Raw genomic sequence first — 25,432 nt, forward strand, 5'->3', positions numbered from 1 at the left:
AAATAGGCTGAGATGGCTGTGAGCTTGAATTGCTCTGTGTATTTGCCCATAGGTCCCCCAAGGGTTGGATTTTTTGTCCAACTTCTTGGGGGCAGTCCAAACTGTGGGAGCGGGTTCACCCGCGAAAGGGCCGGCACAGGTTAAAGAGAACCCTGCGACCACCTGCCACTGCGACCATCGTCTGCGCTGACGAAGCGGCACCTGCGTGCCAGACTGATTGATCGGGACCGCGTTATCTTTTTGCTTCGGAGTCTTCATGTCGTTGTCCAGCGGGCTGATCGCCGTGGTCGCCCTGGCCTATATGGCCATCATGTTCGCCATCGCCTTCTACGGCGACCGCCGCAGCACGCCGTTGCCGCCGAAGCTGCGTGCCTGGGTGTACAGCCTGTCGCTGGCCGTGTACTGCACCAGCTGGACCTTCTTCGGCGCGGTCGGCCAGGCCGCCGAACAGCTCTGGGCATTCCTGCCGATTTACCTGGGCCCGGTGCTGCTGCTGATCTTCGCGCCCTGGGTGCTGCAGAAGATGGTGCTGATCAGCAAGCAACAGAACATCACCTCGATTGCCGACTTCATCGCCGCGCGCTATGGCAAGTCGCAGTCCCTGGCGGTGGTCGTGGCGCTCATCTGCCTGGTCGGCGTGCTGCCGTACATCGCCTTGCAACTCAAGGGCATCGTGCTGGGCGTGAACCTGCTGATCGGCGCCAACGCCGACGCCACCGGCACCCGCGTACAGGACACCGCACTGGTTGTATCCCTGGTGCTGGCACTGTTCGCCATCGTCTTCGGTACCCGCAGCCTGGACGTGACCGAACACCACCGTGGCATGGTCCTGGCGATTGCCTTCGAATCACTGATCAAGCTGCTGGCCTTCCTCGCCGTGGGCATCTTTGTCGTCTTCAACCTGTATGACGGCTTCGACGACCTGTTCAGCCAGGCCCGCCAGTCGATCCACCTTCAGGACTATTGGCAGGAGACCATCAATTGGCCGTCGATGGTGGTGCAGACCGCCGTGGCGATGATGGCGATCATCTGCCTGCCACGGCAATTCCACGTCACCGTGGTGGAGAACATCGAACCCCAGGACATGCGCCTGGCGCGCTGGGTATTCCCGATGTACCTGGCGCTCGCCGCATTGTTCGTGGTGCCGATAGCCCTGGCCGGGCAGATGCTGCTGCCGGGCACGGTGATCTCCGATTCGTTCGTCATCAGCCTTCCTCTGGCCGAGGCACACCCGAGCCTGGCCCTGCTGGCATTCATCGGTGGTGCATCGGCGGCCACGGGCATGGTCATCGTCGAGGCCGTGGCGCTGTCGACCATGGTCTCCAACGACATGCTGCTGCCCTGGCTGCTGCGCCGTACCAACGCCGAGCGGCCGTTCGAGGCATTCCGCCACTGGATGCTCTCGGTACGCCGGGTGACCATCGTGGTGATCCTGCTGCTGGCGTATGTCAGCTACCGCCTGCTGGGCTCCACCGCCAGCCTGGCGACCATCGGCCAGATCGCCTTCGCCGCCGTGACCCAGCTGACACCGGCCATGCTTGGTGCGCTGTACTGGAAACAGGCCAACCGCCGCGGTGTGTTCGCCGGCCTGGCCGCAGGTATTTTCCTGTGGTTCTACACCCTGGTGCTGCCGATTGCCGCGCACAGCGTGGGCTGGTCGCTGCAGCTGTTCCCAGGGTTGGCGTGGCTGCACGGCAACCCGCTTGATCTGCCGATCAGCCCACTGACCCAGGGTGTCGTGCTGTCGCTGGCGGGCAACTTCACTCTGTTCGCCTGGGTCTCGGTGCTTTCGCGCACGCGGGTTTCCGAGCATTGGCAGGCCGGCCGCTTCATCGGCCAGCAGACCAGCGCCAGGCCCAGCAGCAAGCCGCTGCTGGCGGTGCAGATCGACGACCTGCTGACCCTGGCCTCGCGCTTCGTTGGTGAAGAACGCGCCCGGCAGAGCTTCATCCGCTTCGCCTACCGCCAGGGCAAGGGCTTCAACCCCAACCAGAACGCCGACGGCGACTGGATCGAACATACCGAACGCCTGCTGGCCGGCGTACTCGGCACCTCGTCGACCCGCGCCGTGGTCAAGGCCGCCATCGAAGGCCGCGACATGCAGCTGGAAGACGTGGTGCGTATCGCCGACGAAGCCAGCGAGGTGCTGCAGTTCAACCGCGCCCTGCTGCAAGGGGCCATCGAGAACATCAACCAGGGCATCAGCGTGGTCGACCAGAACCTGCACCTGGTGGCCTGGAACCGCCGTTACCTGGAACTGTTCAACTACCCCGACGGGCTGATCAGCGTGGGCCGGCCGATCGCCGACATCATCCGCTACAACGCCGAGCGTGGCCTGTGCGGACCGGGCGAGGCGCAGGTGCACGTGGCGCGTCGCCTGCACTGGATGCGTCAGGGCCGTGCGCACTCCTCCGAGCGCTTGTTCCCCAATGGCCGGGTGATCGAGCTGATCGGCAACCCGATGCCGGGCGGCGGTTTCGTCATGAGCTTCACCGACATCACCCCGTTCCGTGAGGCCGAGCAGGCCCTGCGCGATGCCAACGAACGCCTGGAGCAACGGGTGGCGGAACGCACCCAGGAGCTGTCGCAACTGAACCAGGCGTTGTCCGAAGCCAAGAGCCGTGCCGAAGCGGTGAGCCAGTCCAAGACCCGTTTCCTGGCTGCGGTCAGCCATGACCTGATGCAGCCGCTGAACGCGGCCCGGCTGTTCTCCGCCGCCTTGTCGCAACAGGCCGAGGGCATGAATGAAGAGGCCCGGCAGCTGGTGCAGCACATGGACAGTTCGCTGCGCTCGGCCGAAGAGCTGATCAGCGACCTGCTGGACATCTCACGCCTTGAAAACGGCAAGATTACCCCGGATGCCAAACCCTTTGCCCTCAACGAGCTGTTCGACACCCTGGGTGCCGAATTCAAGGTGCTGGCCGCCGAGAAGGGCCTGGAATTTCGCCTGCGCGGCAGCCGCCTGCGGGTGGACAGTGACATGAAGCTGCTGCGCCGGGTGCTGCAGAACTTCCTGACCAACGCCCTGCGCTACGGCAAGAGCCCGATCCTGCTGGGCGCACGGCGCCAGGGTGAACAGTTGTGGCTTGAAGTGTGGGACCGCGGCCCCGGCATCGCCGACGACAAGCTGCAGGTGATCTTCCAGGAGTTCAAGCGCCTGGACAGCCACCAGACCCGCGCCGAGAAGGGCCTGGGCCTGGGCCTGGCGATCGCCGACGGCCTGTGCCGGGTGCTGGGGCACAAGCTGGAAGTGCGCTCGTGGCCGGGCAAGGGCACGGTGTTCCGCGTCAGCGTACCAATTGCCCACCAGGCCGCACCGGCGCCCGCCGCCCCGGTGGAACAGGGCGGCCAGCCACTGGCCGGGCTGCAGGTACTGTGCGTGGACAACGAAGACAGCATCCTGATTGGCATGAACAGCCTGCTCAGCCGCTGGGGTTGCCAGGTGTGGACCGCGCGCAACCGCGCCGAATGCGAAGCTCTGCTGGCCAAGAGCATGCGCCCGCACCTGGCGCTGGTCGACTACCACCTGGACGACGGCGAAACCGGTACCGGGCTGATGGGCTGGCTACGCGCGCGCCTTGGCGAGCCGGTGCCGGGCGTGGTGATCAGCGCTGACGGCAGCAAGGAAACCATCGCCATGGTGCATGCCTCTGGCCTGGACTACCTGGCCAAGCCGGTCAAGCCGGCGGCCCTGCGTGCCATGCTCAATCGCCATCTGAACCTGGTTCAGTAAGCGCTTCGTCCGGCAACGCCTCGTCGGACAGCGCCCGCTCCAGCAGGTCGGCCGGCAGGCTCTTGCTGGCGCGGGCGCCCAGCAGCTTCAGCTGTTCGCTGCGGCTGACCAGGTTGCCGCGCCCTTCACACAGCTTGTTGCGCGCCGCGGCATAGGCCTTGTCCACCTGCTGCAGGCGGCTGCCCAACTCGTCCAGGTCCTGGATGAACAGCACGAACTTGTCGTACAGCCAGCCGGCGCGTTCGGCGATCTCGCGGGCGTTCTGGCCCTGGCGTTCCTGCTTCCACAGGCTGTCGATCACCCGCAAGGTGGCCAGCAAGGTGGTCGGGCTGACGATCACGATCTGCCGGTCGAAGGCTTCCTGGAACAGGTTCGGCTCGGCCTGCAGGGCTGCCGAGAAGGCGGCCTCGATCGGCACGAACAGCAGCACGAAATCCAGGCTGTGCAGGCCTTCGAGGCGGTTGTAGTCCTTGCTCGACAGGCCTTTGACGTGACTGCGCAGCGACTGCACATGCTGCTTGAGCGCAGCCTCGTCGTTGCCGGCGACGAACTGCTGGTAGGCGGTGAGGCTGACCTTGGCATCCACCACTACCTGCTTGTCGCCGGGCAGCATGATCAGAACGTCAGGCTGGAAGCGCTCGCCATCGGCGCTCTTCAAGCTGACCTGGGTCTGGTATTCGCGGCCCTTTTCCAGGCCGGCATGCTCCAATACCCGTTCGAGGATCAACTCACCCCAGTTGCCCTGGGTTTTCTGGCCCTTCAGCGCCTGGGTCAGGTTGGTGGCTTCGTCGGACAGGCGCAGGTTGAGTTGCTGCAGGCGCTCCAGCTCCTTGCCCAGCGAAAAGCGCTCGCGGGCTTCCTGCTGGTAGCTCTCTTCCACGCGTTTTTCGAAAGCCTGGATGCGCTCCTTGAGCGGGTCGAGCAACTGGCCGAGATGCTGCTGGCTGGTCTGGGCGAAGCGCTGCTCGCGCTCGTCGAAGATCTTGGTAGCCATGTCGGCGAACTGGGCGCGCAGGGTGTCGCGGGCTTCCTGCAGGTCTTCCAGGCGCTGCTGGTGGCTTTCCTGCTGCTCGCGCAGTTCGGCGTCCAGGCGTGCGGTCTGGGCCTCCAGGCGACGCAGTTCGGCTTCGCGGTTGGCACGTTCGAGGTTCCAGGCGTGAGCGGCATCACGGGCATTGTCACGGTCGATCTGCAGCAGTTCCAGCTCACGGCCCTGGGCGGCCAGCTGGGTCTGCTTGACGGTGTTGGCTTCGCTGAGATCGCTTATTTCATCGCGGCTGGCGTCCAGTTGCGCCTGCAGGCCGGCCAGGGCCAGCTGGGCAGCATTGAGGCGCTCTTCGAGCAAAGCCTGCTCGCCTTGCTGCGTGCCCTGGCGACGCTGCACCTGCATGACCCAACCCAGGCAAGGTAATGCACCTGCCACCAAGCCCAGCAGAATGCTGGCCAGATCCACTGTCATGCTTACCCCGAATGATCCTGGATGAATGCATCGCAGCTTATCAGCCTGAGCGGTGTGTTGCCTGTTCCGGCCTCTTCGCGGGTAAACCCGCGAAGAGGCTAGTGCTGGCAATACACCTCAGGCATGGAACCACTGCCGCAAAAGCCGCCGTGCTTCCTGCGACCCTTGCCCTGCCGCCAGCTCCAGCCAGTACCGCGCCTGCTCCGGCTCGTTGTGCTGGCACAGCCGCGCATACTCCAGTTGCGCGCGCCGATCACCGGCGCGGGCCGCCTGGCGCAGCAGTTCATGGCCAATACGCCGGTCACGGGCATTGCCGCAATCACGGCACAACATCTGTCCCAGGCGGCTTTGCGCCACTACCACACCCTGACGCGCCGGCTGTTTCAACAGGCGCCCGGCCAAGTGCTTGACCTGCGGCTTGTCACCCAGGCGCGGGTTGTCGAGCAGCCACAAGGCCACTTTGAGGGAGAAACGTTTGGGGGGAGGCGCAGGCGTCGATGCAGCAGGGCTGGCGAGGTATTTACCGCGGAACTTCATGAGCAACAGGATTGGCAACTCGAAAGGCGCGCCACTCTACCCTTTTTTTTGCGACATGGCCTTCCGATTTCTGCAGGATTGAAAAAATTTTCAATGATCTTTTCTTGACGTTTTCAAGTGGATGACCAACTGGCCTCCTGAAGCATGTAGATTGTCGGACAGTTCACTGTATTGCTGGCACGCCCGTCCTAGAGCAAGCGCCAGGGACAATCCACAGTTCCTGTGGATAACTCGGTGGACAACCCCCTGGCATCCCCCGCAAACCCCTATGAATTGGGGCTTTCGCTCAAACTGACGATTTTTTCACCAGCTAAAAATAGTGTTTTTTTTCATTGACTTAACCGGCCAGTCAAGGCATTGGCGAGGCTGTCATCGCATGCTGCAAGGCAGTTGCAAGCGCTGCTCCAAATGTGAACAAGTGCACCAAAAACCTTCAATTGAATGCACGAAATCGGTACATCAGGCCGGATACGGGGCTTTTGCAGCCCCTTCCCATCAGGGAAAATACGCGCCATACTGCGCGGCTAACCTGTATTAACACAAAGTCCTTGCCAAGCACCTGTATTTTCGCTAAGGTGCGCATCGTTAGTACCAAGCTGAAAGTCAATTCTGGCCTTAAGCGTCCTTGCAGACACACTCCTCCCAAGGGTGACGCTGCTGAAACCAGGACCGGCCCATTCGATGATTCACTCGCCAGCCCTGCGCTGTTCAAGCACGAATCACGTGACAGATTGATCAGGATCCCACCCCGACGGCCTAGAACCTTGGCCCCGGCGTGCTGCCTGTCCTCTGAAGTACCTACCAGTCAGCCCACGCGCCCACCTTTGATTGCGCTCCCTCTGGCTGCCCTGTTCCAGTCAGGTTCGTTCGTCCCTTAATAAAGGCGTCACTGGAACGTTTCTATCATGCACGGATCATAACCCCCGTGTTTAAAGCAGGAACCTCCAACAATATGCAAACTCATCATCAGATTCAGGCTGCCATTGGCACCCTCTCCCAGGCCTTCTCGCCGTTGAAGTGCCTTATCGTTGCCCCTCGCAAAGGCAGCTTCAGCTTCACCCTGGTAGACGAACACGGCGTCGCCTGCCACACCGAACGCCTGTACCCTGAACAGTACAGCCGCAGTGAACCGCTGCAGGCGGTCATCGCTCGAACCCGCCAGTCGCTCACCGCGTGAGCGGCGAATGCTGCGGTATTCAAGCGCTGAATCATCCCATCGCAAGCCTGCCTGAACGTTCGTGGCGTAATTGCCTTAAGGCATATAGCCAAGTACGTCAGGCAGCAATCGATTTAAAAACAGCCCTTTACACCACGATTATCACACTACACTTCAACTCGAGCGGTGCTTGCCGCTTCCGGCGGGCCTGATCACTCACCAGCTGCCAAGCTCCAGCGCCCGTCCGGCCCTTAACTGCTCGAGGGCATCATGGGTATCGCGGCGAATGAATTGTGTCAGTATGTGATCCGACCCACCCTGGTCTACCTGAACCGTCACTGCGCCAGCGCCGAAGCCTTGTTGCTTGGCATCGCCGCCAGCCAGTCGGCCCTGGGGTCGGCCTTGCACGACCGTCGTGGGCACGGTCTGTACCGTATTGGCGAACACCGTCACCAGGCTATCTGGGACGACTATCTTGCCCGTGACCCCGACCTGGCCAGCCTGGTCCGCGGCCTGGCCAGCCAGCACGCCTTCCTCGGCGGCCCGCACCTGGAACTCACCGTCAACCTGCGTTATTCAACCGCGATTGCCTGGATGCTCATCGAAGAGCAGGCCACGCCACTGCCGGCCGCCGATGACCTTCTCGCGCTTGCGCGAATCTGGCGACAGATTTTCAACCCCCAAGGTCGCCTGCGCGACTTCACACACGCCTGGCATACCTGCATAGATCAGAGATTGCCGCAGGCATCTTAAGACGCGTCCTACAACGCACCCGGAAAAAAGGGAATTTTGGTCGGATTGTCCTACAAAACCGCTCTATCTCCTGCGATTGAGGCTATAGCGCGGCGCGTGATTTGTTGGTAGCTTTTCGCCCCGGAGATCCCAAGGAGTTTTCTAATAATGAAAAAAGTAATGCTCAAAGCCTCCCTCGGCGTAGCCGTTGCACTTGCTTCCAGCCAACTGCTCGCCGCAGGTTTCGCGCTGAACGAACAAAGCATCAGCGGCATGGGAACCGGGTTTGCGGGACGTTCGTCTTCTGCCGAAGATGCCAGCACGGTGTATGGCAACCCTGCGGGCATGTCTCGCCTCAAGCGCGAACAGGTCACCGTGGGTGGCGCGGCTGTCATTGCCAAAACTGATATTTCGGGTCGTGGTAGCAATTTCGGGGGGGAAACCGATGGCGACATGGTCCCGGTCGTGGGTGTACCCATGGGCTATTACGTCAAACCGATCGATGATCACTGGAGCGTCGGTTTCGGCGTTTACGTGCCATACGGCCTGATCACGGACTACGGCAGCGACGACGCGGCACGCTACTGGGGCAAGAAGAGCAAGGTCGAGGTCGTCACCTTCCAGCCAACCATCAGCTATGCCTTCAACGACAAGGTGTCGATCGGTTTCGGTCCGACCATCAACCGTATCAAGGGTGAACTGGGCTCGAATCTGTCCAGCAAGGCGCTGCTGGGCCCGAACGGGCCGGATGGCGAAATCAAGATCAAGGGCGACGACACCGCGATCGGTTACAACATTGGCGTCCTCGTACAAGCTACAGACCGTACCCGCCTGGGCCTGACCTATCACTCGATGGTCGACTACAAGCTTGAAGGCGACACGCGAGTGTCGTACCCGATTGCAGCCCTCGGCCTGAACGGCAAATTCGACGCCAGCCTGAAAATAAAGACGCCAGAATCGGTGGACTTCTCGATCACCCATGAACTGGATGACCAGTGGACACTCTATGCGGGTAGCACCTGGACTCGCTGGAGCCGCCTGGAGAGCATCGTTGTCAAGAACGAAGCACCGGCGGGCTACCCACTGCAGACCATCACCGAAGAGCAGAACTGGCATGACACCTGGGCACACGCCATTGGTGCTGCCTACAAGGTGAACAAGGAGTGGACCCTGCGTGCAGGCTTCTCCGTCGACCAGTCGCCCACCAACAACCATGATCGCTCGCCGCGCATTCCTACCGGCGACCGCAAGGCTGTCAGCTTTGGTGCCGGTTGGAGCCCGAACGACGACATGACCATCGATGTTGCCTACTCGTATCTGTGGGAAGAGGATACCAAGGTGAACAATGTGTCCGGCTCGCCGACACAACAGGCGCTGAAAGGCACCTATCAGGCCAAGTATGAGAACAGTGCTCACGGTATTGGTGCATCCCTTACCTACCGCTTCTGATTCATACGCGTGACATGAAAACCGCCCTCGTGGCGGTTTTTTTACACCTTCACCAGCCAGTCATCGCCCAGGCATTCGCGCAGGTAGTCCATGAACACCTGTACTTTTGCGGTCATGGCAAAGCGGTCGGCCAGGCACAGATAGATATCCATCGGTTCGGTCTGGGCATAGGCCTGGCCGCTATCGCTGTATTCGAACAACGGCACCAGCACCCCGTTATCCAGATGCGGCCTTACGATGAACTCGGCAAGGCGGGTGATGCCGCCATCGTGCAGCGCCATCTGGGTCAGGGCATCGATGTCGTCGCTGATCAGGACACTACCGAACTCTGCCTCGAACCGCAGCCCGTCGCGCATGAACCCCCAACGCAGGAAGCGTCCATCCACCGGGTAGCGGAACACCAGGCAGCGGTGCTCACGCAACGCCTCGGGCGTGGCCGGCACTCCGGCGCTTTGCAGATAACCGGGCGAGGCACAGCAAACGAACGGGATGCGGGCGATATGCCTGGCCAGCAACTGGTCTTCTAGCTGTGGGGTAATACGCAGGCTTACATCCACATCCTCCCGCGCGTGGTTGACCCGGCGATCAGTCGTTACCAACTCTATCGAAAGCAGTGGGTAGCGGGCATTGAACGCAGGTATCAATGGTGCCAGGACATGGCGACCGAAGGCGGATGTCGAAGCAATGCAGAGCCGTCCTTGGGGTTCACTGTCGGGGGTGGTGACAGCCTGTTCGGCCATGGCCAGATCGCGCTCAATGTGCCTGACGCGTTCGTAATACTGGGTACCGGCGGGTGTCAGCGCCATGCTGCGGGTGGTGCGGCTGAGAAGGCGAACCTGCAAGTGACCTTCCAGGCGTGCCAGGTTCTGGCTGACCGCAGCCGGGCTCAGGCCCAGGTTGCGGGCACCGGCGGCGATACTGCCGGCCTCGACAACCTTGATGAAGCTGCGAATGGCGTTGAGCAGGTCCATGCTGAGCCCTTTGATTCGTAAGAATCTCTTTATAAAGAACTCAATACGACTGGTCTACAACTGTTGCCAGGTGCGTTGCTAACCTGCGTCTCTACTTACTTTTCAGGAGTTCGCATGAGCAACTTGTCCCAGGCACGCAGCCGACGCAAATTGCATCCCGCCGCCACGCCTTACGTTTTTGCCTTTTACATGTCGTCGATCATGGCGCTATTGATGTGTTTCGTGATCACGGCAGCGAATGCGGGGGTCAACCCTGAGTACCTTGGCAACGTGCTGAAGGCTTACCAGTTGGCGATGCCTGTGGCGTTCGTCTGTGTATTGATGGTCAGGCCGGTGGTTGTGCGGTTGGTGGCGATTACTGTGCATGCAAAGTGAAGTAACCCCAAAGCCCAGGCAAGCCCCCTGCTCTTGCTCTTGCTCTTGCTCTTGCTCTTGCTCTTGCTCTTGCTCTTGCTCTTGCTCTTGCTCTTGCTCTTGCTCTTGCTCTTGCTCTTGCTCTTGCTCTTGCTCTTGCTCTTGCTCTTGCTCTTGATCTTGATCTTGATCTTGATCTTGATCTTGATCTTGATCTTGATCTTGATCTTGATCTTGATCTTGATCTTCGCGACTTCAGGAGGCCGAGCAGAGGGCTTGCGGAGGGAGGTGACGGGCATGGATGCCCGTCAAGCGCTGAGGCCCCATGGATGGGGCCTGCAGCGCGTACTCCCGGGAGCAAGACCGGCGCGAGGGAACCCCGGAGCGCAGCGCAGGGGCCGGATGATGGGAGCGCAGCGTTTTTTGGTTACTTTTTGCCGCGTTTGGCAAAAAGTGACTCGCCGTAAGGGCGAAAAGGTGAGTAAGCGTCGCCATCGTAAATGGACTATACGCGAGATCAATACCAGTACTTTTCCGCTCTTCGCTCTTCGCTTTCAAGCGTGGGCATCAACAACAAGGTCAACATTCATTTTCGAAGGTGGCGCTTAATCACCTTTCCGCCCTTACGGCGGGTCACTTTTTGTCAAACGCGACAAAAAGTAACCAAAAAACGCTGGCTCCCATCATCCGGCCCCTACGCTGCGCTCCGGGGTCCCCTCGCTACGGGCCTGCTCACGGGAGTACGCGCTGCAGGCCCCATCCATGGGGCCTCAGCGCTTGACGGGCATCCATGCCCGTCACCTCCCTCCGCAGTCCCTTCGCTCGGCCTCCTGAAGTCGCAATCTGCAGCGCCTGCACTATCGCGCACTTAGAAGCAAAAGCAAAAGCAAAAGCAAGAGCAAGAGCAAGAGCAAGAGCAAGAGCAAGAGCAAGAGCTGCTAGGTTATGGCTGAGAGGCAATGGCCTTTTCGATGGCTGCCCGGAATGCTGGATCATCCGGCTTGGTCAGGCTGGAAAAGTTATCAATCACCTTGCCCTTGCGGTCCACCACGTACTTGTAGAAATTCCACTTCGGCGCACTGCTCTGGCTTGCCAGCTCCGCGAACAGCGGTATCGCATCCGCCCCCCGCACCGACTGTGTCTTGGTCATGGTAAAGGTAACGCCATAGTTGGCATAACATACCTTGGCTGTCTTCTCGCTGTCGGCGTCCTCCTGCTTGAAGTCATTGGACGGCACGCCAAGCATTTCCAAGCCTTGCCCGTGATATTCCTTGTAGGTCGCTTCAAGCCCCTCGAACTGCGGCGCGAAACCGCAGTAACTGGCCGTATTCACCACCACCAGGGGCTTGCCGGCAAAGCGCTCGCACAGGTCCACCTGCCCCTTGCCCCGCAACTCTGGCAGGCTGCCCTGCAACAACGCCGGGCAATCAGCAGCCCAGCTCGATGCGCTGGCAAGCAGGGCCAGCACCGGCACCGTCAACCAATGTGCACGCATGACTCTTTTCTCCCGCAAGACAATCCTCGAACTTGCAGGGTAGCGCCTAACAAACACTCATGCCCAGTTGCATCAACGCCATCCCGCCCTTGTGCCAGCCCCACCACACCAGCGCCAGCAACGACAGGGCGGCGAGGGCCAGTAGCCCTCGAGCCAGGTAGCGGTTCATGCGGCCTGGGCCTGCAGGCGGGCAACCGGGCGTTCGCGCACGGGCCAATTGAGGGCGGCAGCCAGCAGGCTGAGCAGGATGGAAATCTGCCAGACCAGGTCGTAGCTGCCGGTGCGGTCATACACCACCCCGCCCAACCAACCGCCCAGGAAGGCACCCAGCTGGTGGAACAGGAAGACGATACCGCCAAGCATGGACAAGTTGCGCACGCCGAATACGGTGGCAACGGTACCGTTGGTCAACGGCACCGTGGACAACCACAGCAGGCCCATGGCGATGCCGAACAGATAAGCACTGAATTCGGTCACCGGCGCCCAGAGGAACAGCACGATCACTACCGCACGCAGCAGGTACAACCCGGTCAGCAGGCGCGGCTTGGACATGCGCCCACCCAGCCAGCCGGCAGTGAAGGTACCGACGATATTGAAAAGGCCTACCAGCGCCAGCACCGTGGTGCCGGTAGTCGCGGCCAGATGCTGGTCGACCAGGTAGGCCGGCAGATGCACGCCAATGAACACCACCTGGAAACCACAAACGAAAAAGCCCAGCGCCAGCAACCAGAAGCCTGAGTGCGAGCAAGCCTCGCGCAAAGCCTGGCTCAGGGTCTGTTCGGCTCCATGAGTGGGCAGAGGCCGGTCGCGCAGCAGGCCGACGAAGGGCACGATCAGCGCCACCATCAGGCCCAGTACCAGCAACGCTGCGGACCAGCCCAGCCACTGGATAAGGCCGAGAGTGCCCGGCAACATTGCGAACTGGCCGAAAGAACCGGCAGCGCTGGCAATGCCCATGGCCATGCTGCGCTTTTCCGCCGGCACGGCACGCCCGACCACGCCGAGGATGACCGAGAACGAGGTGCCGGACAGACCGATACCGATCAGCAAGCCGGCACTCAGCGACAACGACCAGGCCGAGTCGGCCATGCCCATCAACACCAACCCGGCAGCGTAGAGAATACCGCCAATGATCACCACCCGCGCCGCACCCATGCGGTCGGCCAGGGCGCCGGCGAACGGTTGCGCCAGCCCCCAGATCAGGTTCTGCAAGGCAATGGCGAAGGCAAACACCTCACGCCCCCAGCCGAAGTCCGCGCTCATAGGCGCCAGGAACAGGCCGAAGCCGTGCCGCACACCCAGGGATAGCGCCAGGATCAGCGCTGCCCCCACCAATACCCACCCGCTGGTTCGCCACACCGAAGTCATTGTCGTTATCTCCAGCACATCGCAAGGTTTTACGGGTATATACCCGCTTATAGTCGTATCAATTTCAAGCCAGCTGGTTCAGCAAACGGACCAGTTCATCCCGCTGCCCTGCCCCCAGCCGCTCCACCAACTCTGCCTGTGCCTGTTCCCAGGCCGGATGGGCCGCGTGCAGCAACTGGGTACCGGCCTCGGTCAGCAGCACCACGCGGTTGCGTTGGTCGTCACCATCGGCCAAGGCCACCAGCCCTTCAGCCTCCAGCACCCGTAGGTTGCGGCCCAGGGTACTGCGCTCCAGGCCCATGGCCTCCGCCAGGGTGGTGATACTGGGACGATCGAGCCGCTGCAGATGACGCAACAGGGAAAACTGGGCGACATTGACCCCAAAGCTGGCAAGGGCCTCGTCGTAATGCCGGCTCACCCCACGGGCGGCGCGACGCAGATGGGTGCAGATGCATTCACTGGTCAACATGGATACGTGTATATACCCGCGTCATGTGTGTTGCAAGAGTTTTCACGACTGTCAGACACCTCAGCCTGGGTTCAGGCGCTTGCGAATCGGCTCGAACTCCACCGTGGCCTTGCGCGCCAGCGGGTCTGGAGCGCCCTGCTCGATTGCCTGCCAATAGCGCCACGGTACCCTGGTCGAGCCCAATTCGTAGTCCATGCCGTCCCAGTTATCTTCACGGAAGCTGTAGAAGGCCCAGTGCAACCGGTGGCGATCCAGCACGCTGAGCACGTCTTCCAGGTATTGCCGGCAGCCCGGCAGCCTGCGCATGCAGCCGAACTCGCCCACCACCAGCCGCGAGCGGGGCACGTTCATGGCCGCGGCCCAGTCCAGCGGCTGGCGCAGGTATTGCGCCACACGCTGGCCATCCCACTGCTGCGTCTGCCCCGCAAACGGTGCCGGGCCGGGATAGGCGATGGGTTGCTTGCGCGTCATGTTCGGTGCACTGGTCACCAGATAGGGCTCGTACATGTGCACGCTGTACAGCACCCGCTGGTCTTCCAGGGGAGCCGGCCAGTAACCGAAGGCATCAGCGGCGGCGAACCAGCCGGCATCGAGCATGACCGGCGTGTCCGCGTCCTCCTCGCGAATGGCCGCTATCAACTGCCGATACAGAGCCGGCAGATCACGCGCACTGCCCTGCTGCCCTGCATACCACTGCTGCATTTGCCCAGGGTCGGCATGCTCGGCCAGGCCACCGTGCTTCTCCGGGGCGGGCTCGTTGACCAGGTTGTAGGCGGCGATGGCCGGGTGACCTTTCAGCTCATGGGCCAGATCCCGCCAGAAGGCCGCAGCCTGCAACCAGTAGCGTTTGTCCTGCCAGAGGCGGTCGTCGAACTGGCCATGGTTGTTTTGCGACCAGCGCATGCCGGGTAGCGAGAGCGGTGCGATGACCACCTTGAGGCCGGCTTGGTGGGCGCGGTCGAGGGTGGCTCGCAGCGTTGCCAGGTCGGCGGCAGGCAGGCCTTGGTAGGCATCGGCATCGCCGAGGAGGAAATCGCGTTCCGCCGGCTGCCATTTGTCGTAGGACAGCCGCACCCAGGTCGCGCCATAATCGCTCAAGGCGTCGAAGTAGGCTTGGTCAGGTGGCAGCCGGTTGAAGCTGTTGCCACCGTGGCGGGGGGTGTTCCAGAAAGCCATGAGATCGGCTGCCACGGCGGCAGGCCCCATGGCCAACAAAAACGCAGCAAGAATGACATGACGCATGGTGCCGACACTCCTCGACAGTTTGCGGGAGGGGCAAGCATACGCCAGTGAAAAGATGCCGGTTCTTGCTGAGTTTTTCAGGAATTTACCGACACGTTAGGCTCAGAAACGCCCTACAGACACATCTGATTGCGCGGTCACTTGTAGGAGCGGCCTTGTGTCGCGAAAGGGCTGCAAAGCAGCCCCACAATTTCAGCGTTAGTGCATAAATTGCCGGGGCTGCTTTGCAGCCCTTTCGCGACATAAGGCCGCTCCTACAGGGCCCAGAGCAAGGCTCAGAGGCCCAACGCCAACCCCAGCACCACGGCCAGTTCGAGCAACTCCAGCATTGCACCAGCGGTATCGCCGGTAGTCCCGCCCAGGCGCCGGCACATCAGGTGCCGCAACCAGGCAAACACCGCCAACGCCAGCACCACGATCCACCCGCCCAGGACCAGACAGAAAAGCACACAGCCCAGCAGCACCCAGCCGGCCGCATGCCGGGGCAGGTGCTCGGCCAGCGCCTGCCCCAAACCGCCCTGCCGTACATATGGCGTACTCAGGAACAGCCCGAGCATCGCCGCCCGCCCGATCAACGGTGCCAGTAGCAACTGTGCGCCAATGCCCTGCTCGACCAGCACCCACAAAGCGCAGAACTTCAGCAACAGCACCAGCACCAGGGTGACCACGGCAATCGGCCCGCTACGTGGGTCCTTCATGATCAGCAAGGTGCGTTCGCGGTCACCGAAACCGCCAAGCCAAGCGTCGGCGCTGTCCGCCAGGCCATCCAGGTGCAAGGCGCCACTGAGCAACACCCACAACGTGAGCAGCAGGGCCGCGTGCAGCGGCGCAGGCGTGCCCTGCAGCAGGTAGCTGGCCAGCCACAGCAACAGGCCGAACAGCAACCCGACCAGCGGGTAGCAGAGCAGCGAGCGCCCAACCTCGCGCGGCGCCGGCATGCCCGGCAGACTCACCGGCAGGCTGCTGAGAAACTGCAAGGCAATCCACAATGGCAACATCTCAGCGCCCCTCGACCCACTGGCCGTCGTCACCCGGCACCAGTCGCATGAGCGCAGCGTGGCCGACTTCGACCTGCAGCAACTGCGCCCTTGGCAGACCACGGGCACGTGCCAGCAGCAGCCGCATCACACCGCCATGGGTGACCAGCAGCACGCGCTTGCCAGCATGCTGGCGACCCAGGCGCTCGACAGCGGCCAGCACACGCTCGGCGAACGCCTCGACCGGCTCGCCATTGGGCGGTGTAAACGCGTAAGGGTCCGCCCAGAAGCGCCCCAGCGCGTCCGCCTGGTCTTCCATGATCTGCGCCGCACTACGGCCCTCCCAGTCGCCAAAATGCAGCTCCTGCAATGCCGCTTCGCGCTGCACAGGCAGGTTCAGCCGCTCGCCCAGTTCCTCGGCAAAACGCGCACAGCGCTGCAGCGGCGAACTGACCAGCACCTCCCACGGGCCGGCTTCGGCCACGGCTTCACGCATCTGCGCCCAGCCCTTGTCGGTCAAGGCATCATCAAGGCTGCCACGCAGGCCGCCCTGTTCCGTTTCGCCATGGCGCAGCAGGTCGAGGATCATGCCGGGCGGTCCGCCACCGCAGCCTCGGCGAAGGTCGCCATCTGCCCGTGCAACGCACAGGCCAGGCGCAACAGCGGTACGGCCAGGGCAGCCCCACTGCCCTCGCCCAGGCGCAGGCCCAGGGCCAGCAACGGCTCGGCCTGCAAGGCGTCGAGCAAGGCTTTGTGCCCAGGCTCTGCGCCTTGGTGGGCAAACACCAGCCAGGCCCGACACTGCGGGTTGAGACGCACCGCCAGCAGCGCGGCGACACTGCAGATGAAGCCGTCCACTAGTACCGCGATACCCGCCTGCGCGCAGCCAATGTAGGCACCGGCCAAGGCCGCGATCTCGAAACCACCGACACAACCCAGTGCCTGCAATGGATCGTTGGCGCTAAGGCCATGCAGGCTCAACGCACGCTCGATGACCTCGGCCTTGTGCCGCACCCCGGCGTGGTCCAGGCCGGTACCCGGGCCACTCAATTCAGCCGGCGGGCAGCCGAGCAACACGCTGGCCAGGGCAGCGGCAGCCGTGGTGTTGCCAATACCCATCTCGCCCCCGATGAACAGCTGCGCGCCCTGTTCGGCGGCGCGCAGGGCACTATCGCGACCGGCCTGCAGGGCGGCCAGCATCTGGCCCTCGGTCATCGCCGGCTGGCGGGCGAAGTTGGCGGTACCGGCGCCAAGGCGCAGGTGGCGCACGCCAGGCAGTTCCAGGTGGGGGTCGATGGTGCCCAGGTCGACCACTTCCAGACTCGCCTGCAGCTGGCGCGCCAGCACGCTGATTGCCGCGCCACCACCGACGAAGTTGCGCAGCATCTGCCCGGTCACCGCTTGCGGGTAGGCCGAGATGCCTTCCTCGACCACGCCGTGGTCACCGGCAAAAATGCTGATTGCGGCGTTATCCAAGGTCGGCCGTTCACACCCCTGCAGGCCGGCCAGCTGAATGGCCAATCCTTCCAGTTGGCCTAGCGAACCGGCAGGTTTGGTCAGCTGTTGCTGACGGGCGCGGGCCTGGTCCATGGCGGCGTTGTCGAGAGGTTGGCAGGCGTCACGCCACCAGGCTTGGGTCATAGTGCAGGTCCTTTGAGCATTAGGGGCAGGCCGGCCACAGTCAGCACCACGCGCTGACAGCGTTCGGCCACGGCCTGGTGCAGCCAGCCGGCCAGGTCGACATAGCGACGAGTCAGCTCGCCCATGGGCACGACGCCCAGGCCGGTTTCGTTACTGACCAGGATGACCGTGCCCGGCAACTGTTCCAGGCAGGCCAGCAGCGCATCACGCTCCTCGGCCAGGCGCTGGTCGTCTTCGAGCATCAGCAGGTTGGTCAGCCACAGGGTCAGACAATCCACCAGCAGGCAGCGCCCTTCGGCCGCTTCGGCGCGCAGTACCGCGGCCAGGGCCAGGGGTTCCTCGATCAACCCCCAGTCATCAGGGCGACGCTGGCGATGCAGCTGCACGCGTTCGTTCATTTCACCATCCAGCGGCTGGCTGGTGGCGATGTAGGTCACCGGCAGGCCACTGGCGCTGGCCAGCTGTTCGGCCAGGCGGCTCTTGCCCGAGCGGGCGCCGCCGAGGATCAGGTTGAGCATGTCAGGCCACCCCACAGAGCTGGCGCAGGCGCGCGGTGTCCAGGTGCTTTTCCACCAGGTCGGCCAGGCGCTCTATATCGCGTTCGCGCAGGGCCTGGTAATCGACGGCCTGCACATCATCCAGCCCAGCCCAGCGCAGCAGCGCCGCGCACGACTGGCTGCCTTCAAACAGGCCGTGCAGGTAGGTGGCAAGTATCTGGCCATCAGCGCTGACAGCACCATCGCAACGGCCATCGGCAAGTTGCACGGCTGGCTGCTCCAGAGCAGGCCCCGTGGTGACGCCGGCATGAATTTCATAACCGGCAACCGGGACTGCTTCGAGGTTCAGTGTGCCGGCAACGTTGCGCAGTTGCTTCTCGGCTTCGAGCACCGTCGCATAATCGAGCAGGCCAAGCCCCGGGCTGGAGCCGGCGGCCCCTTCGAGACCAAGCGGGTCATGCACTTCGCGGCCCAGCATCTGCAGGCCACCGCAGATCCCGATCAGCTTGCCGCCATAGCGCAGGTGCCGGTCGATGGCCTTGTCCCAACCGCGCTCACGCAGTTGCGCCAGGTCGCCGCGCACACTCTTGGAACCCGGCAGGATGATCAGGTCGGCGGCCGGGATCGGCTGGCCCGCGCCGATGAACTGCAGGTCCACCTGGGGGTGCAGGCGCAGCGGGTCAAAGTCGGTGTGGTTACTGATACGCGGCAGTGCCGGGACGATCACCTTGAGCACGCGCTCGGCCTTTGCCCCCTGGCGTGCGTCGATGCCGTCTTCGGCTTCCAGATGCAGATCGGTGACATACGGCAGCACGCCCAGCACCGGTTTGCCGGTGCGCTGCTCCAGCCAATCCAGCCCCGGCTGCAGCAAGGCGATGTCGCCGCGGAAGCGGTTGATGACAAAGCCCTTTACCCGCGCCTGCTCACTGGGCGACAGCAGTTCCAGCGTGCCGACCAGATGGGCGAACACACCACCACGATTGATGTCGGCAACCAGGATCACCGGGCAGTCCACCGCTTCGGCAAAGCCCATGTTGGCAATGTCACCGGCACGCAGGTTGATCTCCGCCGGCGAGCCCGCGCCTTCGACCATGACCACCGGCCAGGCAGCACTCAGGCGCTGGTGCGAAGCCAGCACCGCCTGCATGGCGATGGCCTTGTAGTCGTGGTAGGCCACCGCGTTCATGCTGGTGACGGCACGGCCATGGATGATCACCTGGGCGCCGGTGTCGCTGTTGGGCTTGAGCAGCACCGGGTTCATGTCGGTGTGCGGTTGCAGCCGGCAGGCCTGGGCCTGCACTGCCTGGGCCCGGCCGATTTCACCGCCGTCGGCGGTCACCGCGCTGTTCAGCGCCATGTTCTGCGGCTTGAACGGCACCACGCCGACGCCCTGGCGCAACAGCCAGCGGCACAGTGCGGTCACCAGCGTGCTCTTGCCGGCGTCGGAGGTGGTGCCTTGCACCATGAGGGTGGTCATGCCGTTTCCTTCTGATAGGCCGCCAGGGCCTGGGCCAGGCGCTGTTCGTCCGCCGCATGGGCAGGCAGCCCAAGGCGTACCGCCGACGGCTGCTCGAACAGCCGCACCAGGATGCCGCGGCGGGCAAGAAAGTCATGCAGTTGCGCAGCGTGCTCGCTGCGCACGTACTGGAACAGGTCGCAACCGCCGCTGGGCGCCAGGCCGGCGCTGCGCAACAGCATAGCCAGCCGCTGGCTGGCGGCAGCGCAGCGTTCGACCTGCACACGCTGGGCGGCGTGGTCGGCCAGGCTGGCCTGGGCCAGCACCCGGGTCGGGCCATTGACGGTCCACGGCCCAAGCAACTCGGCCAGGCGCAGCAGCAGGCTGCGTTCGGCGACAACGAACCCCAGGCGCACGCCGGCCAGGCCGAAGAACTTGCCGAACGAGCGCAGCACAATCAGCCCCGGGCGCTCGGCACAATCGACCACGCTTTGCGCAGGGGTGTTGTCCATGAACGCTTCATCGACCAGCAGCCAACCACCGCGGGCGGCCAGGCGCGCATGCCAATCCAGCAGGCGTTCACGCGGCACCCGGCGGCCGGTGGGGTTGTTGGGGTTGACCAGCACCAGTACGTCGAGGCTGTCGAGCGTCGCCTCTACCTGCGCTTCGTCCAGCTCCAGCAACTGGTGCCCCGCCCGTTGCCAGGCGTATGGGTGCTCGGCATAGCAAGGCGTCAACACCCCCACCCGGCCGGCTGCGCGCAACAGCGGCAAGGCCTGGATCGCGGCCTGGGAACCGGCCACCGCCAGCAATTGGCGGGCGCCGTAATACGCACGCGCGGCGTCCTCCAGGCCGTCCTCGGTCTCCGGCAGGCGGGCCCAGGCCTCCATGGGGATCGGTGGAATCGGGAAAGGCCATGGCGCAATGCCGCTGGACAGGTCGAGCCACTGCTCGCGGGCGATGCCGTATTGCCGTACCGCCCGCAGCAGGCGGCCTCCGTGTTCAAGCATTGATATAGGCCCCCAGGCAGATCACCAGCAGCCACAGCCATACGCCGCGCTGCACCAGGCCCCAGCCGCGCTCAATGGAGTCGGCGTCGGCCATTGGCCCGTCACCCAGGCGTGGCCGCTCATGCAGCTCGCCGTGGTACACCGCCGGGCCACCGAGTTCCACCCCTAACGCACCAGCACCGGCGGCCATCACCGGCCCGGCATTGGGGCTGTCCCACAGCGGGCCCTGCTTGCGCCAGCAGGCCAGGGCCAGGCGGGTCTTGCCCAGCAGCGCGTAGGTCAACGCCACCAGCCTGGCGGGAATATAGTTGAGCACATCATCGACACGCGCCGCACACCAGCCGAAGCGTTCGAAGCGCTCGTTGCGGTAGCCCCACATGGCATCCAAGGTGTTGCTCAGGCGGTACAGCACCACGCCAGGCGCGCCGGCGACCACGAACCAGAACAGCGCGGCGAATACCGCATCGCTGCCATTTTCCAGCACCGATTCGGTGGCCGCCCGGGCCACCGCAGGCTCGTCAAGTTCGCGGGTTTCGCGGCTGACCAGGTAGCCCACACGGCGCCGCGCTTCTTGCAGGTCACCCTGGCGCAAGGCACTGGCCACTGGTAACACGTGTTCACCCAGGCTGCGCAGCCCGACGGCGCAGTAGAGCGCCAGCACGTCGACCAGCCAGCCGATGTACGGCAGCCAGGACAGGATCAGTGCCACCAGGGTAAGCGGCACCACAGCCAGGAACCATGCGCTCACCCCGTGACTGCGCCAGCCGCGCCCACCGGCATTGAGGCGGCGCTCCAGGTTACTGGCCATGTTGCCAAAGGCCACCAGCGGGTGGCGCCGCTGCGGCTCGCCCAGCAAGGCATCCAGGGCCACCCCGGCCACGGTCAGCAAGGCCACGCTCATTGGCGCTCTCCCCATTGGTTCTCAAAGAGCATTTCACTCAAGGGCCGTTCCTCGGCCCAGTTTTCCAGCACCAGCATTGGTGCCGGATAGAACTCGGTCACCGGCCCCAGGCACAGCACCGCGACCGGCTTGGCCCCACTCGGCATACCCAGCAGCGCCGCCAGCGCCTGCGGGTCGAACAGCGACACCCAACCCATGCCAAGGCCTTCGCCACGGGCTGCCAGCCAAAGGTTCTGGATGGCGCAGGCCAGCGAGGCCAGGTCCATTTCCGGCAGGGTGCGGCGGCCAAAGATGTGCGGCTCGCGGTTGTCCATCAGGGCGGCCACCAGCAGCTCGGCGCAGTCATTGATGCCTTCCACCTTCAGTTTCATGAAGGCATCGGAGCGTTCGCCCAAGGCTTCGGCGGTACGCACCCGCTCTGCTTCCACCAACGCCTGGATGCGCGCACGCAAATCGCGCCGGGTGATGCGGATGAAACGCCAGGGCTGCATCAGCCCGACGCTCGGCGCCTGGTGCGCGGCGGCCAACAGGCGCCCCAGCAGTTCCGGGGCTACCTCGCCTCCGGCGAAATGGCGCATGTCACGGCGTTCACCGATGGCCCGATAGATCGCGGCGCGCTCGGCGTCGCTGTAGGCGTATTCGCTCATGGTCGCAACAGCGCCGCCGCCGCATCAGGGTTGGAGGGAAAGTAGAAGTGCACGTAGGAAGCCGTCAGCCGACCCAGACGGTACACCGCTTCGTTGCCGCGCCCGCCGTTGGGGCTCAGGCCACGTGCGATCGGCTCCAGTACGGTACTGGTCAACGAATGGTGATAGGTGTGACCGCGAAGGGTGCCTTCCGGCAGTTCCACCGCCTGCAGGGCCAAGGCAGCCAGGCGCTTCTGCATGGTCGCTTCGCCCGGCAGCAGGCCGAGCAGCTCGGCACGCTCGCCGGCCACGTCGGTCAGGGCATCGAGCAGGTACAGCATGCCGCCGCACTCTGCCAGCAACGGTTTGCCCTGGGCGTGATGGGCACGGATCGCCTCGCTCATTGGCGCGTTGGCAGCCAGGGCGTGGTGGTGCAGTTCGGGATAACCGCCCGGCAGATACAGGCTGTCCACTGCTGGTAGTTCGCGGTCATGCAGCGGCGAGAAAAACTCCAGCTGCGCGCCCAGGTTGCGCAGCAGGTCGAGGTTGGCGCCATAGGTGAAGGCAAAGGCCTCGTCCCGCGCCACGCCAATGCGCACACCGGTCAACGAGGCGACACTGGCTTGCGGCTCGGGTTCGGCAAAGGTCACTGGCGGCGGCAAGGCGGCATCGCAACTGGCGCCAAGCGCTTCGGCAGCGGCATCCAGACGAGCGTCCAGGTCGTTCAGCTCGCTGGCCTGGACCAGCCCCAGGTGGCGGCTGGGCAGCTCTATACCGCGCTCGCGGGACAAGCCGCCATACCAGCGCAGGCCTTCGGTCAGGCTACCTTCCAGCAGTTGCGCGTGGCGCAGGCTGCCGACCCGGTTGGCCAACACACCGGCAAACGGCAGGTCCGCCTGGTAGCGTGCCAGGCCCAGGGCCAAGGCGCCAAAGGTCTGGGCCATGGCCGTGCCGTCGATCACTGCCAGTACCGGCACGCCGAAGTGACGCGCCAGGTCGGCGCTGGACGGCGTGCCGTCGAACAGCCCCATCACCCCTTCGATCAGGATCAGGTCGGCCTCGCCGGCTGCCTCCCACAGAAGGCGGCGGCTTTCCTCGGCGCCGATCATCCACAGGTCGAGCTGGTACACCGGCGCGCCGCTGGCCCGCTCAAGGATCATCGGGTCGAGAAAGTCGGGGCCGCACTTGAACACCCGCACCTTGCGCCCAAGGTTGCGGTGCAGGCGGGCCAGGGCGGCGGTGACGGTGGTCTTGCCCTGACCAGAGGCCGGTGCCGCGATCAGTACCGCAGGGCAATGGCGCGACTGGCTCACAGTTCCACGCCCTTCTGTGCACGGATACCGGCCTGGAACGCGTGCTTGAGCATGCCCATTTCGGTCACGGTGTCGGCCAGCTCGATCATCTCGGGTTTCGCGGCACGGCCAGTGACGATCACATGCTGCATTGGTGGGCGGGCCTGGATGTCGGACAGCACCTGGTCAAGGTCGAGGTAGCCGTGCTTGAGGGCGATGTTCAGTTCATCGAGCACCACGAACTGCACGCTCGGATCTTGCAGCAACTGGCGCGAAACGGCCCAAGCTGCTTCGGCGGCGGCAATGTCGCGCTGGCGATCCTGGGTTTCCCAGGTAAAGCCCTCGCCCATCACGTGGTAGCGCACCTGCTCGGGGAAGCGGCGGAAGAACAGCTCTTCGCCGGTGCTGTTGCGGCCCTTGATGAACTGCACCACACCGCACTGCATGCCATGGCCCAGGGCGCGCGCGAGCATACCGAAGGCCGAGCTGCTCTTGCCCTTGCCGTTGCCGGTAAGCACCAGCAGCAGGCCGCATTCGTTGGGGGAATTGGCGATGCGTTCGTCGATGATCGCCTTCTTGCGCTGCATGCGCGCCAGGTGGCGTTCGTCGCGTTCGGTGGATTCGCTCATCAGGGTTCTCCGCTGGCTGTCGCCACGGCAACGACAGGTAAAAGGCGGGCAGACGGAGAACGCGCAGGGGCCGTGGCCGTACGCCACGGTGCACCGCGCATCACCCTCCGTGATGCCGTTGGCAGTATCAGGCCGGTCTCCGGGCTTGTGAGCGGGCCTTGGCCCAGGCCTGCGCGCCTTCCCGGGTGCTGGCACCCAGTGGCCCTGCGCGGCCGCGACTCACCTACCGTTGCGGGGGCAGCGCCGGAATCGCGCCATGCTGGCACCCACCGGCTTCCCAGTTTCACCCTGCCCAGTCGGGGCTGGCAGGGCACCTGAAACACGCGCGAAGGTTAGAGGGTTGGACCGGGAGCGTCAATCGAAGCGGGCCGCTTTGCAGCCGAACAGGCACCGCCCGGGTAATGGCCAATTCACCTTGTTGTGCCACACTGAATACAGTGATATCACATAGCCATCACTTTCAGCTGAACGCGATCACAACTACAACAGGAGAGCGCAGCATGCGAGGCCAGATCATCAACAACCCGCGCCTGGAGTTTCTTGCTCCGGTGCTGGAGCGCTGGGGCGACTGTATTGACCGGTTCAACCAGTTTGCTGGCGATGCCGAAGCACCTTACTGGCATGGCGCCGCCGCCAATACGGGGCTGCTTGCCGCAGCGGCCTGGCAAGCCGAACTGGCGGCGCTGCAGCAGTTTGCCGGCAAGAAGCAACGCGACGAAGGTGAACACGAAGGGCGCTGCGACCTGTCGATCAGCAGTGCCGATGAAGCGCTGTACCTCAGTGTCAGTCAGCGCTGGCCAAGAATCGCTCGGCTGGACATGGCCGACGCCCTGCAGCAGACCACTGCCCTGGCGCGCCAGGTGGCCTACCCCAGCCAGTTGAAAGCTGGTGCGCTGTTCATCAGCCCGTGGAAGGCTGGCCAGCATGCCAGCCCCGAGGAACTGCAGGACCTGGTCGACGATCTGCAGAAACATACCGCCTGTGCCATCGCCTGGTACTTCCCGTATGCCTACCGCAAGTTGCACAACGAGCTGGGGCAGTATTTCCCGGGGGTGGCGTTGCTGCTCAAGCAGGCTTGAAGCAACTTCGGCTCGGGCCGGGGCCGGAACTCGTTTCGCAAGCGCGACGTCGCTTCTGTGGGAGCGGGCGTGCCCGCGAAGAATCCAACGCGGTGGCTGGCACCGGCTACGCCGGTGTTCGCGGGCGCGCCCGCTCCCACAGAGCCCTATTTAAGTCTCCTGTCGTAGTGAAGCGAGCCACCGCAGGTGCCCCACGCCCAGCCTTCATGAGGAGCCAGTTCCGATTACTGGTATTACACGACTGCGGTTTCTGACGATTTTTGCTCTTGCTCTTGCTCTTGCTCTTGCTCTTGCTCTTGCTCTTGCTCTTGCTCTTGCTCTTGCTCTTGATCTTGATCTTGATCTTGATCTTGATCTTG

26 protein-coding genes and 1 riboswitch are annotated in these 25,432 nt (G+C 63.6%); of the genes, 6 read left to right on the forward strand and 20 right to left on the reverse strand.

Annotated features, from left to right (window positions below):
* Positions 1 to 258 (reverse strand): hypothetical protein (locus tag CAG18_RS27190; RefSeq protein WP_218191481.1); only part of this gene is annotated, 258 nt, incomplete at its 3' end.
* Here CAG18_RS27190 and CAG18_RS25390 point away from each other — a divergent pair.
* On the forward strand, positions 257 to 3,733 hold the full coding sequence (locus CAG18_RS25390; protein WP_085721789.1) for a hybrid sensor histidine kinase/response regulator: 3,477 nt from the start codon (positions 257 to 259) through the stop codon (positions 3,731 to 3,733). The genes CAG18_RS27190 and CAG18_RS25390 overlap by 2 nt on opposite strands.
* Here the strand turns inward: CAG18_RS25390 and rmuC are convergent.
* Positions 3,705 to 5,078: a DNA recombination protein RmuC gene (gene rmuC, locus CAG18_RS25395; protein WP_161551463.1), complete on the reverse strand. Its 1,374-nt coding sequence runs from the start codon at positions 5,076 to 5,078 to the stop codon at positions 3,705 to 3,707. The genes CAG18_RS25390 and rmuC overlap by 29 nt on opposite strands.
* Before the next feature lie 231 nt (positions 5,079 to 5,309).
* The gene (locus CAG18_RS25400; protein WP_085721791.1) at positions 5,310 to 5,729 is read right to left on the reverse strand and encodes a tetratricopeptide repeat protein; all 420 of its coding nucleotides are present in this window, start codon (positions 5,727 to 5,729) and stop codon (positions 5,310 to 5,312) included.
* Positions 5,730 to 6,681: 952 nt separating this feature from the next.
* Here CAG18_RS25400 and CAG18_RS25405 point away from each other — a divergent pair.
* The 3 genes from CAG18_RS25405 to CAG18_RS25415 all read left to right on the forward strand — a co-directional run bounded on the left by CAG18_RS25405 (position 6,682) and on the right by CAG18_RS25415 (position 9,066).
* On the forward strand, positions 6,682 to 6,906 hold the full coding sequence (locus CAG18_RS25405) for a hypothetical protein (protein ID WP_003257337.1): 225 nt from the start codon (positions 6,682 to 6,684) through the stop codon (positions 6,904 to 6,906).
* Between the two features lie 249 nt (positions 6,907 to 7,155).
* Positions 7,156 to 7,638 (forward strand): hypothetical protein, encoded by a 483-nt coding sequence (locus CAG18_RS25410; protein ID WP_003257336.1) that lies wholly within the window; start codon positions 7,156 to 7,158, stop codon positions 7,636 to 7,638.
* A 147-nt stretch (positions 7,639 to 7,785) separates the two neighbouring features.
* Positions 7,786 to 9,066 (forward strand): OmpP1/FadL family transporter, encoded by a 1,281-nt coding sequence (locus CAG18_RS25415; protein WP_013971392.1) that lies wholly within the window; start codon positions 7,786 to 7,788, stop codon positions 9,064 to 9,066.
* 41 nt (positions 9,067 to 9,107) lie between these two features.
* Here the strand turns inward: CAG18_RS25415 and CAG18_RS25420 are convergent, their stop codons facing one another.
* Entirely contained in the window at positions 9,108 to 10,037 is a 930-nt protein-coding gene (locus CAG18_RS25420; protein WP_085721792.1) for a LysR family transcriptional regulator, read from the reverse strand.
* A 114-nt stretch (positions 10,038 to 10,151) separates the two neighbouring features.
* Here CAG18_RS25420 and CAG18_RS25425 point away from each other — a divergent pair, with 114 nt between their 5' ends.
* Complete coding sequence (locus tag CAG18_RS25425; RefSeq protein WP_061303109.1) at positions 10,152 to 10,412, forward strand: DUF2798 domain-containing protein; 261 nt, start codon at positions 10,152 to 10,154, stop codon at positions 10,410 to 10,412.
* On the opposite strand, the gene CAG18_RS27035 is transcribed toward CAG18_RS25425, so the two are convergent.
* From CAG18_RS27035 to cobO, 16 genes are all read right to left on the reverse strand, one after another.
* Positions 10,319 to 10,690, reverse strand: a complete 372-nt coding sequence (locus CAG18_RS27035) for a hypothetical protein (RefSeq protein ID WP_158090339.1) — start codon at positions 10,688 to 10,690, stop codon at positions 10,319 to 10,321. The two genes, CAG18_RS25425 and CAG18_RS27035, sit on opposite strands and share 94 nt — an antisense overlap.
* 644 nt (positions 10,691 to 11,334) lie before the next feature.
* A complete protein-coding gene (locus tag CAG18_RS25440) occupies positions 11,335 to 11,886 on the reverse strand; it encodes a glutathione peroxidase (protein WP_015269254.1) in 552 nt (183 codons plus the stop codon).
* Between the two features lie 46 nt (positions 11,887 to 11,932).
* A complete protein-coding gene (locus tag CAG18_RS27385) occupies positions 11,933 to 12,055 on the reverse strand; it encodes a hypothetical protein (protein WP_013971388.1) in 123 nt (40 codons plus the stop codon).
* Positions 12,052 to 13,254, reverse strand: a complete 1,203-nt coding sequence (locus tag CAG18_RS25445) for an MFS transporter (RefSeq protein WP_015269253.1) — start codon at positions 13,252 to 13,254, stop codon at positions 12,052 to 12,054. Before CAG18_RS25445 ends, CAG18_RS27385 begins: the two co-directional genes overlap by 4 nt.
* Before the next feature lie 64 nt (positions 13,255 to 13,318).
* The gene (locus CAG18_RS25450) at positions 13,319 to 13,723 is read right to left on the reverse strand and encodes a MarR family winged helix-turn-helix transcriptional regulator (protein WP_013971386.1); all 405 of its coding nucleotides are present in this window, start codon (positions 13,721 to 13,723) and stop codon (positions 13,319 to 13,321) included.
* Between the two features lie 60 nt (positions 13,724 to 13,783).
* On the reverse strand, positions 13,784 to 14,899 hold the full coding sequence (locus CAG18_RS25455) for a glycoside hydrolase family 5 protein (protein ID WP_178075748.1): 1,116 nt from the start codon (positions 14,897 to 14,899) through the stop codon (positions 13,784 to 13,786).
* 341 nt (positions 14,900 to 15,240) lie between these two features.
* On the reverse strand, positions 15,241 to 15,963 hold the full coding sequence (locus tag CAG18_RS25460) for an adenosylcobinamide-GDP ribazoletransferase (RefSeq protein WP_003257715.1): 723 nt from the start codon (positions 15,961 to 15,963) through the stop codon (positions 15,241 to 15,243).
* 1 nt (position 15,964) lies between these two features.
* Positions 15,965 to 16,531, reverse strand: a complete 567-nt coding sequence (locus CAG18_RS25465; protein WP_015269250.1) for a histidine phosphatase family protein — start codon at positions 16,529 to 16,531, stop codon at positions 15,965 to 15,967.
* Complete coding sequence (gene cobT / locus CAG18_RS25470; RefSeq protein ID WP_085721794.1) at positions 16,528 to 17,583, reverse strand: nicotinate-nucleotide--dimethylbenzimidazole phosphoribosyltransferase; 1,056 nt, start codon at positions 17,581 to 17,583, stop codon at positions 16,528 to 16,530. Before cobT ends, CAG18_RS25465 begins: the two co-directional genes overlap by 4 nt.
* Positions 17,580 to 18,101 (reverse strand): bifunctional adenosylcobinamide kinase/adenosylcobinamide-phosphate guanylyltransferase, encoded by a 522-nt coding sequence (gene cobU, locus CAG18_RS25475; RefSeq protein WP_015269248.1) that lies wholly within the window; start codon positions 18,099 to 18,101, stop codon positions 17,580 to 17,582. Before cobU ends, cobT begins: the two co-directional genes overlap by 4 nt.
* Before the next feature lies 1 nt (position 18,102).
* A complete protein-coding gene (locus tag CAG18_RS25480; protein WP_085721795.1) occupies positions 18,103 to 19,557 on the reverse strand; it encodes a cobyric acid synthase in 1,455 nt (484 codons plus the stop codon).
* Positions 19,554 to 20,546: a threonine-phosphate decarboxylase CobD gene (cobD, locus tag CAG18_RS25485; RefSeq protein ID WP_085721796.1), complete on the reverse strand. Its 993-nt coding sequence runs from the start codon at positions 20,544 to 20,546 to the stop codon at positions 19,554 to 19,556. The genes CAG18_RS25480 and cobD overlap by 4 nt, the downstream gene beginning before the upstream one ends.
* Positions 20,539 to 21,447: an adenosylcobinamide-phosphate synthase CbiB gene (cbiB, locus tag CAG18_RS25490; protein ID WP_085721797.1), complete on the reverse strand. Its 909-nt coding sequence runs from the start codon at positions 21,445 to 21,447 to the stop codon at positions 20,539 to 20,541. The genes cobD and cbiB overlap by 8 nt, the downstream gene beginning before the upstream one ends.
* Positions 21,444 to 22,094, reverse strand: a complete 651-nt coding sequence (gene bluB, locus CAG18_RS25495; RefSeq protein WP_015269244.1) for a 5,6-dimethylbenzimidazole synthase — start codon at positions 22,092 to 22,094, stop codon at positions 21,444 to 21,446. The genes cbiB and bluB overlap by 4 nt, the downstream gene beginning before the upstream one ends.
* Complete coding sequence (locus tag CAG18_RS25500) at positions 22,091 to 23,386, reverse strand: cobyrinate a,c-diamide synthase (RefSeq protein WP_015269243.1); 1,296 nt, start codon at positions 23,384 to 23,386, stop codon at positions 22,091 to 22,093. Before CAG18_RS25500 ends, bluB begins: the two co-directional genes overlap by 4 nt.
* The gene (gene cobO / locus CAG18_RS25505) at positions 23,383 to 23,994 is read right to left on the reverse strand and encodes a cob(I)yrinic acid a,c-diamide adenosyltransferase (protein WP_013971375.1); all 612 of its coding nucleotides are present in this window, start codon (positions 23,992 to 23,994) and stop codon (positions 23,383 to 23,385) included. Before cobO ends, CAG18_RS25500 begins: the two co-directional genes overlap by 4 nt.
* Before the next feature lie 112 nt (positions 23,995 to 24,106).
* Positions 24,107 to 24,327: riboswitch (cobalamin riboswitch) on the reverse strand.
* A gap of 167 nt (positions 24,328 to 24,494) precedes the next feature.
* On the opposite strand from cobO, the gene CAG18_RS25510 reads away from it, so the two are divergent.
* Positions 24,495 to 25,073 (forward strand): hypothetical protein, encoded by a 579-nt coding sequence (locus CAG18_RS25510; protein WP_015269242.1) that lies wholly within the window; start codon positions 24,495 to 24,497, stop codon positions 25,071 to 25,073.
* Positions 25,074 to 25,432 lie beyond the last annotated feature (359 nt).

Origin of the sequence: Pseudomonas sp. B22(2017), from assembly GCF_002113105.1 — a bacterium.
Taxonomy (GTDB): Bacteria; Pseudomonadota; Gammaproteobacteria; order Pseudomonadales; family Pseudomonadaceae; genus Aquipseudomonas; species Aquipseudomonas asiatica.